Consider the following 9,188-nt stretch of genomic DNA (forward strand, 5'->3'; position numbering starts at 1 on the left):
TTGAAATGCTCCCTCGAATGATTCAATGGTTCAATGCGGATCCTTGTTTCGAAGGAAACAGGTCCGGTTTGATTGGTAAACCGCCTCTCCACCGACGGGGCAACCCGATACTGGTTATTCACGTCATAGTCGTTATCCGTCAGTCGTAGGCTCTTATTCCATGTATGATCAGGGAGCGGGTCGTAAACGACTTCGGTAACGCCATAAGTGCTATCGATGAACCAGCCTCCCCCGGTAATACGCGAACCCGTAACCTCCTCGTCGAAGGTATTCCTAAATGAATCGACGACCAACGTGGTTGAAACGTTCGGTTTCACATCGGATTTATTCCCTGCGATATCCTCCGCTTCGACGAAGAATTGGTGCGGTCCCGGTGAAAGCCCTTCCAATGTTACGTGCAATTGGTCCGCCGGCACCCTGGCGAGTGCATAAACACCTTCATATACCGTATAGTTAGAGATGCCAAGATTGTCGGCAGCCGCGTTCCACTCGAGTGTTGCTGTTGTGGCGGACTGATGCTGCACCGACAATGTACCGCCGGACCATGACGGATTCTCGTCATCCATTGTCAAATAATCGACCTCATAAACACCGGTCATGTCTTGGGCAAAATATTTTACACGGTCCATTGTCGTTCTACTGTCTATCGTGGTCAAGTTATACTTCGTGTAGGTCCCAGTCGTTTTGTCGATGCTGGAATCGTTTTTGCTATAATCTTTTAATGCTTCGCTTACGATAGTCAAGTCGTAACTAGCGGTTGTCAGATTGAAATTAAACTGCACGGTGATCCATTCGCCCAAATAAGCCGCATCGGGTATACTCTTCTGACTTCCGCTTTCATCAAAATAACCGAGATGGCCGAAGGAATAAAAGATTCCCGCTACCTTTTGTTGAGAGGAGTTATAGAAAAGAACATTAAAATGTTGACGCGGATTATCAAGCGGCTCGATGCGGATCTTCGTCTCAAAGGATACAACGCCAGTCTGATTCGTGAACCGACGTTCGGCAGCGGCGGCATTTCGATAAGGGTTGCCGGCGTCATAATCGTCATCCGTTAATCGCAAGCCTTTGTTTACTCCATCCTCCGTCAGCGCTCCAACTTCGACTGTGCCGTACGCACTGTCGATAAACCACCCGTTCCCTGTAGTTCGCGGACCCATGGTTTCATTGTCGAACGTATCCATGAATGAAGCCGACGATGCGAAGACAGGCGTTGACGCCTGTCCTCCAAACATGCCGAACAATAGGGTCCAGATCAGTATCAAGCTAAGCTGTCTTTTTATTGGATTACTCATGTCGATCCCTCCTAAAAGGTTGGATGAAGAGATTGCCAATCCCATGTAACCTACTATTATTTTTTCGAAGCCAAATACTCTTGTACTTGCTTCTCAACTTCCGCTCTCGCTTTTTCAATACCCGCCGCTTTTTGTTTGTCCCGGTAAGCCTTCAGTCCTTCCGCAACATCCACCATCCCGTATTGCAAAGCGGTAAGCTCCGTTTTGTTCACTTCACTAAGAGCGGCGATTTCGTTGCGAATATTGTCTGTTTTCAGCGTAAAGGCTTGCAGCTTCGGTACGGTCAACACTTTGCTCACCGAATCCAGTACAGTCTGATAATTAGGAAGCGAACCATCGCTTACTTTCAAGAATTTCGCGTTTCTCCAGCCCCAAGGCGACATTTTTTCAGGCGGAAATTTATTCGTATCTCCGGTTACACCTGCCGGCAAAGCAAGCTTTCCTGCAGAAGTCAGGGTGTAATGTTTCCCGGATATTCCGTACATCGAGAGCATATTGTAACGCTCGTCGTACGTGAGAAGCTCAAGTGCCATCAAAGCTCGCTCCGGATTTTTGGCGGTAGAGGGAATAGCCATGCCATTGTTTATATAAGAAGGACTGGCCATCATCTTCTCATTCACAATTGGGAAAAACTCCACTTGCCATTCTGGATGAGCCCCGTTCATTTGCATGTAGATTTCATTTGCAGTAACCATACCTGCGATCGCCGCTGCCGATGCTCCTTGTTTGAACGCATCTGTCGAATACACTTTGTTCGAAAAAGCATTTTTGGACCAGTAGCCTTTGTCGGCCCATTCCTTCGTTTTCTTCGCATAATCCTCGAAAAACTTCGCTTCGGAGAATACTTCCAGCTTCGGAGCCGCGTCGTTCATGTTATACATCATGCCGGCGGCAAACACATTTTCCGCATTATAGCCTGCTGCCGTGATGTACAAGCCGAACAAATTGGAGATATCAGCGCCAACATTAAGCGGGATCAAACCCTTTTCATTTTTCAGAACAGCGTCGAAATATACGGAAGCATCATTTATCGTTTTGATTTCAGGAACATTGTATTTTTTCCGAAGATCTCCTCTGATCAGAAATCCGCTAGGGTTCAAGCTGGCTGAAGGCCCCGGCACCATATACGTCTTCCCGCCGATCGTGGCCTGCGACCAGATTTCCTTCGTTAACCCGTTATTTATTTTAGGTGCATAGGTTGGTAGTAGTTCGTTTAATTCCTTGAAAGCATTTTTTTGTGCCAGATCGGCAAAGTTTACATAGGCGGCTGCATAAATAAGATCGATGGCTTCACCCGACGCAAGAAGGGTCGGGTACTTCTTCTGGTAATCTCCCATGGACATATAGGAAATATCAAGTGTCGCATTAATATCTTGTTTCATCATTTTGTTTATTTCCGCCAACACGACAGGCAGATCAGGCGGCGGATCGCCAATCAAATACATCGAAAGCTTGACTTCCTTAGATGTATCGATACTGCTTTTACCAGCGGAAGGCGATGCCGACGCGGCTCCTGGCGATGACGATGTGACAGGCTGGTTGTCCTTTGCATCCTTCGAGCTGCAAGCGACCATTACGATGTTCACCAATAGAACAATCGAGAGTAGCAGCCCCAATCTGACTTTTGTCCCCTTCATTACACATTCCTCCAATTTTGATTATGATAAACCGCCGGGGTGGTTTCCAGCGGGGTTATCCTTTCACAGCACCAATCGTAATACCCGCTATAAAAAACCTTTGAACGAATGGGTAGGCTAAAATAATCGGTCCCGTCGCCACCACGGTCATCGCCAGCTTCATCGATTGCTGCGGCATATCCGTAGTGGGTATTCCAGAACCTCCTGCAGTGACAGCGCTCGCAAATTGAACGCTTGAAATCATTTTGTATAGCAAATATTGAAGTGGAAAAAGAGTATCCTTTTGCATATACAACATCGCGCTAAACCAATCATTCCAATAATGAAGGGCTATAAAAAGTCCTACGGAGGCGAGAGCCGGTGTCATCAGCGGCAGAATGATGGTTACAAAAATATGAAAATCCCCGCTGCCATCGATTTTTGCTGATTCGACAAGTGAATCCGGGATCGAGCCGGTCATGAAGCTTCGTAAAATCAACATGAAAAACACGCTGATTAAGCTGGGAAGGATTAGCGCGAGCAGATTATCCTTTAAGTGAAGGTAGCGAACCATCACGATATAAGTTGGAATCATTCCTCCGTTGAACAGCGTGGTGAAGTAGAAGAAAAAAGCCGCTGCATTGCGGTAGTGAAAGTCTTTCCGGTAGAGAACATAGGCCGTCATCGCTGTGAAAAATAAAGAGGCTACCGTTCCAAGAAGAGTTACGAATATAGTAACGCCATAGGCACGAATTATTTTTTCCGGAGCAAGAAACAGCACTCTATAGGCTTCCAGACTGAAGTCGCGGGGAATTAACGAATACCCTTGACGAATGATCATTTCTTCCGATGTGAAGGACCCCGAAATAACAATTAAGAAAGGAATTACACATATTAGGGCTGCCGTTGCAATGAACGAATAACCAAGAATGTTAAACCATAGTGTATCTTTTTGCATACCAAGCTACCTCCGCATACAACCATCGTTTAGAACAAAGCATAATCTTTATGCGCTCTTCTCACCGCGTAGTTGACCAATATGATGATGACAAAGCATAATGTCGATTGATAAAATGCCGCTGCCGAAGCCATTCCGATATCACTGCTGTTGATCAAAGAGCGAAACACGAATGTATCGATTAAATCCGTCGAATTATACAAGGTCGTGTTGTCGCCAACCAGTTGATAGAACATATCGAAGTCGCCTCGCAGTATTCTTCCAATGCTTAGCAAAACCATAATAATGATCGTCGGTACGAGCAAGGGCAATGTGATATGAAATACTTTTTGAAACGCACTAGCCCCATCAATATCAGCCGCTTCGTAGCAATGCCGATCAATGCCCATAATCGCGGATAAATAAATAATGCTGCCATACCCGATCCATTTCCAAGCCGAAAAAGCCGGAAGAAGAATGGACCATGCCGTAACACTACGATAGATGTCTACCGGCTCCCATCCGAGCGAACGTAAGACGCTATTCAACAAGCCATACTCATAATTGAACAGGTTGTAAATGAACACACCCACCACAACCCACGAGATGAAGTAAGGCATAAACATCATCGTTTGGAATGTCTTCTTCCAAATCCGTCCTGCCATCTCGGCAAATAAAACCGCAGCACATATTTGCAGAAGATTGTTGATTACCAGGAATACAAGATTATAGACTATCGTATTTCGCGTAACGGTAAACGCTTTCCCAGATATAAAGAAAAAACGGAAATTGTCGAACCCTGTCCACGGGCTAAAGTATATACCATCCCTAAAATTGAAGTTTTTAAATGCGACTACCAACCCGGTGAGTGGAATATAGCTTAAGACGATAAAATATAGGACAGCAGGCAATAACATCAGCATTAGCAGCTTATTATTTTTCCATTCTTTTGCTGCTTTGTTTGTTCGAAACATAGAGTCCTCTCCTTCCTACCGATAATCATGTCTCATTTTCCGTAACGTGACGTCAGCTACATTTCCATTGTATCTGCGGGGCTACTTACGCACATGGTTGATATTTCGATCGACACGTCTAAAATTTCGTTCTTTTGTCGAACGGTGGGCCATTTATTGTGCGCAACAAACTCATGCCTTAGAATAGGTATAAAATCATTCCGATGCGGAGAGATTGCGTATGAACCTACTTATCGTGGACGACGAAAAAATAACGCGTGATACTTTATGGAATTTTATTCCGTGGCGTGAACTTGGAATTAAACGTATTGAGAGCGCTCGCAATGGCCTTGAAGCGATTCAGACTCTATCAAACTTCTTGCCGGATATTTTGTTGACCGATATCCGCATGCCTAGAATGAATGGCATCGAGTTAGCCCAACACATTCGAAATTTACTCCCGGTCTGTCCCATTATTTTCATGAGCGGTTATTCAGACAAAACCTATTTACTATCCGCCATTCGACTCAGCGCATCGAGTTATATTGAAAAGCCGATTCAATTAGAGGAAGTCGAGAAAGAAGTAAACAAAGCAATCGATATTTGTAGAACCTATAGACAATCTAGCCTATTGTCATTGAAGCAAGAGCTGGTCATGGAAATCCTAAAGCCAGATATCGATTTCAATCATCCTCGTCTATTGTTACTTCTAAAACACTTTAACCTTAGTCCTTCACATTCATGCCTTGCCGTACTAGTCTTTATTAACTTGCCTGATAATAAGAATTCCGCTGAACGATCTGCCATTCAAAACGAGATCCTCGAATCCATAGCGTTGATGAATGATGTTTTCCCTATGACCCTAGAATCCGATAAAATCGCACTTGCGATCTATCGAACCGATATGTCGGGCGCAAAGGATGATGAGGCTCGCACCCAATTCCTACGTCACTTGTCCACACAGATATCAGCAAGTCATCCATGTACGGTCTCGTTTATCATTGGGAGATATTCGGCTACAACGACAACTTTCCACGATTCTTTGAACTTTGCGCTAGAATCCGTTCCTATGCACTTCATTTTAGGTTACGGGAGTATAGTCGACGGAAATGTGATTCGAGGTGACACTTTTAAGCTTGAACCTTTTTTCTACAAACATTTCAAGGCATTCATTCACAAAAGCCGATCAGAAGAAATAACGAAGTTTATCCGTGATATTACGACGGCTATCTCAAACTACCCTCGGACTGATATGAATACCGTTAAGAATATTTACTTTCATCTGCTTCTCGCTCTATATCAGGACACCAGTTCTGAACATTCGTCCGATACGGAATCGGTTTGGGAAGGCAACTATTTTTGGCATGACATTGATGAGTTTTGTACGCTTGAAGATTTGGCGGATTATGTGGTTACCGTTGCCAACGAACGACTTGCGGAACCGATATCTCCTGCGGCCAAACATGGCTCCATTTCGCTCATCATGCAATACATTCACGAGCATTATGAGGATGAGAAATTATCGGTCAGTGTTTTGGCCAAACATGCCTATTTGCGACACACGTATTTATGCTTCTTATTCAAAAAACAAACCGGTAAAACAGTCTACGAATACATTACGGAGTACCGGATCAAAAAAGCGATTGAACTGATGAAAAACGATACTCTTAAATTGATCGATATTGCCGTCGCCGTCGGATTTACGGATGCCAATCGCTTCGGAAGATACTTCAAAAGATATGTTGGCGTTACGCCCAGTGAATATCGGAAAAGATGATTGGATGTGAGTTGAAATGCGAAGAATTTGGGGGATTGCAAACAATCTTAGCATCAGGCAGAAGTGGTTCTATTCCTTTTTTCTTTTGACCGTGTTACCGTTATCTCTCTTCATTGCAGTGAATTATTTCAAAACATCCGAAGCGATGAAGCAGAAATTGTTATTTTCTGCACGTCAAGCCCTCGATCAGTCCGTTTCCTTTCTTGATTATCGTACTAGCTATATTGTTAATATATCGGATGTCATCGTTTCAGACAGCCGTGTCCAAACCATTGCAAGTCGTACCGCCACTTATTACATGCAGAATCGAACGGCAGAAGTAACGGATTTTCACTATATGTATGATCTATTTTCTAATCTCCAGGCGAAAAACGATGTAGCCAGGATCCGCTTGTTCCTGGATAATGGAGCAAGCTATACGGAAGGCAATGCTAACTTCCTGAGTCTCCGTAATGTTCAAGGGAAGCTATGGTTCACAACATTGTTTACCGAATCAAGAAAGGTTTCGTGGTTCCCCGGTCATTATTTTGAACCCCACTCCGGACTACAAGACACTTACATTTCCTCGATTAGAAGATTGCCCGATCTGAATGATCTAAGCAAAACGGTCGGCGTGCTCAGTATTGATATCAAGGAATCGATCCTTCGCGACTTGTTGAATAAAACTAAGATTACCCAGGAAACTTTAGTTATGCTCATTAACAATCGGAGTGAAATCATTTCATCGTCTGAGAATCCTACTGACTGGATGAGCGAATTTGCCCATTCGGAGCTCTACAAGTTGACAGTAAGCGGCAATAATGCCCAGGATATGTTGCCCATTATCCTTAACCATGAAAAATACTACTCCTACACGCATATGGTTGAAAATACAGATTGGAAAATGCTCTTACTTTTACCCAATCGAGATATTATTCACGAAACGGCCCAAGCAAGAAATGAGCTCATTTTATTTTTCGGTATCTTTACATTTCTCGCGTTTCTCATGGCACTTTACATTTCCTCTTCTCATACGAAACGAATCCGAAGGCTGATAGTTGCCATGAAGCAGGTTGAGACTGGGAATTTCAATACCACTCTTCCCATTGGCAGCTATGATGAAATAGGTGTTTTAACAAATAAATTTAATTTTCTTACAAGTAAAATCAATGCTTTGCTCGATGAAAAATACCAAATGGGTCTGAATGCCAAAAGTGCGGAGCTTAAAGCCCTTCAATCGCAAATCAATCCTCATTTTCTGTACAACACTCTAGATTTGATCAACCACTTCTCCATTCAAAGCCGTAACCCGCAAATCACGAAAATCGTCATGACGTTGGCTAAATATTATAAAATAAGTTTGAGTCACGGTGAGGATTGGGTAACGTTACAGAGCGAGCTTGACCATGTACAAGCTTACGTCGATATACAGAACAGCCGATTTGAGAATGGCGTTCAGCTGGAGATCCACATCCCTCCGGAATTATTGAATTGTAAACTACCAAAAATAACGTTGCAGCCGCTTGTTGAAAACGCCATTATTCATGGCATTTTAGAAAAGGACATTCCGAAAGGGACCATTCGTATAACAGGGCGTATGGAGCGCGGATTTTCGATTATTGCCATTCAAGATGACGGAGTCGGGATGCCTGCAGAGCGGCTTTCTTCGATTCTAAATACTGAAGATGCAGCCGTGGCAAAATCAGGATACGGCGTTCAGAATATTCACGAGCGGTTGCAACTATGCTTTGGCCCCTTGTGCGGTCTAACTTATGAAAGCGAACCTGGCACTGGAACTACAGTGTATCTTAAACTGTACACTGCGGGTGCATAAGCCTTGTCCTCAAGTACTCACTCCTTAAAATAAAAAGCCAGTAAGCTCGAAGATTAATCTTACTGGCTCCGATGATTTTTCTTTTCAGAACGGCCTTTCTTTCTTCTTCTACTGCAACAACTATTTCTCTAGCGAGATCTTTCATCTTATGACTAACTGTGAGTAGTAGTTACGACTAAGACTAAAAACCGTAATGATCAGATCGAAATTATAGTTACGAATGAGACTTGCTATATGTACAATCAAGACTTTCTGCGATTATTATGTCTACGACTCGGACTTTCTTTTCGCTGTTTTTTTCCCTTGCAAAACCTATAACCAATAGCGACCTGAGATGTACTAGGCTTCACGCAGTCTCCGGTACAAACGCGGTAGGTTCCAATAGTCCAAGACGTGCTTTATACAACACAAATCTCGTTGTAAAAAGTTTTGTAATTCGTAGCCTTCTACATGTGAAGCAAAATCTTAGCATGCGATCCTGGGCTTGTAATCAGAGACTCGAAACAGGATTGCCCTTGGTCTAGCGGTTTTTGCTTCGTCCAAGGTAACAGGTCGATACTCCCTTCTGCAATCCATTCTAGCGCGGTAACAAAGTCTGTGGACGTATAAGCAAACGATCCAATAAGCTTGATTTACTCGCGGATGATTGTATTTATAGGAAGCGTACTGTCCGAATTGTGTAATCCGGCAAGTCCAACGCAGCCGCCTCTGCGGACACTTTCCACTGCCCGACTACGGGTCGACTGCAGCCCGACGGCATCCACAACGGCATGAAATCCTCCCACAGGTATCATTAT

At 43.9% G+C, this 9,188-nt stretch carries 5 protein-coding genes and 1 pseudogene; 2 read left to right on the forward strand and 4 right to left on the reverse strand.

Going from position 1 to position 9,188, the window contains the following annotated elements; genetic code table 11:
* The 4 genes and pseudogenes from PKO02S_RS30690 to PKO02S_RS30705 form a co-directional block, all read right to left on the reverse strand.
* Window positions 1–1,295, reverse strand: a pseudogene (locus PKO02S_RS30690) (hypothetical protein); the annotation flags it as partial.
* Between the two features lie 56 nt (window positions 1,296–1,351).
* Complete coding sequence (locus PKO02S_RS30695) at window positions 1,352–2,740, reverse strand: ABC transporter substrate-binding protein (protein WP_164821793.1); 1,389 nt, start codon at window positions 2,738–2,740, stop codon at window positions 1,352–1,354.
* 247 nt (window positions 2,741–2,987) lie between these two features.
* On the reverse strand, window positions 2,988–3,869 hold the full coding sequence (locus tag PKO02S_RS30700) for a carbohydrate ABC transporter permease (protein WP_127588878.1): 882 nt from the start codon (window positions 3,867–3,869) through the stop codon (window positions 2,988–2,990).
* 29 nt (window positions 3,870–3,898) lie between these two features.
* Window positions 3,899–4,822: an ABC transporter permease gene (locus PKO02S_RS30705; protein ID WP_127588880.1), complete on the reverse strand. Its 924-nt coding sequence runs from the start codon at window positions 4,820–4,822 to the stop codon at window positions 3,899–3,901.
* A gap of 220 nt (window positions 4,823–5,042) precedes the next feature.
* Between PKO02S_RS30705 and PKO02S_RS30710 the strand changes: the two genes are divergently transcribed.
* Both PKO02S_RS30710 and PKO02S_RS30715 read left to right on the forward strand, forming a co-directional pair.
* Window positions 5,043–6,578, forward strand: a complete 1,536-nt coding sequence (locus PKO02S_RS30710; RefSeq protein ID WP_127588882.1) for a response regulator transcription factor — start codon at window positions 5,043–5,045, stop codon at window positions 6,576–6,578.
* A gap of 16 nt (window positions 6,579–6,594) precedes the next feature.
* Entirely contained in the window at window positions 6,595–8,391 is a 1,797-nt protein-coding gene (locus PKO02S_RS30715; RefSeq protein ID WP_127588884.1) for a sensor histidine kinase, read from the forward strand.
* Window positions 8,392–9,188: the final 797 nt, after the last annotated feature.

Origin of the sequence: Paenibacillus koleovorans NBRC 103111, assembly GCF_004000845.1 — a bacterium.
In the GTDB taxonomy this organism is placed as follows: Bacteria; Bacillota; Bacilli; order Paenibacillales; family NBRC-103111; genus Paenibacillus_AA; species Paenibacillus_AA koleovorans.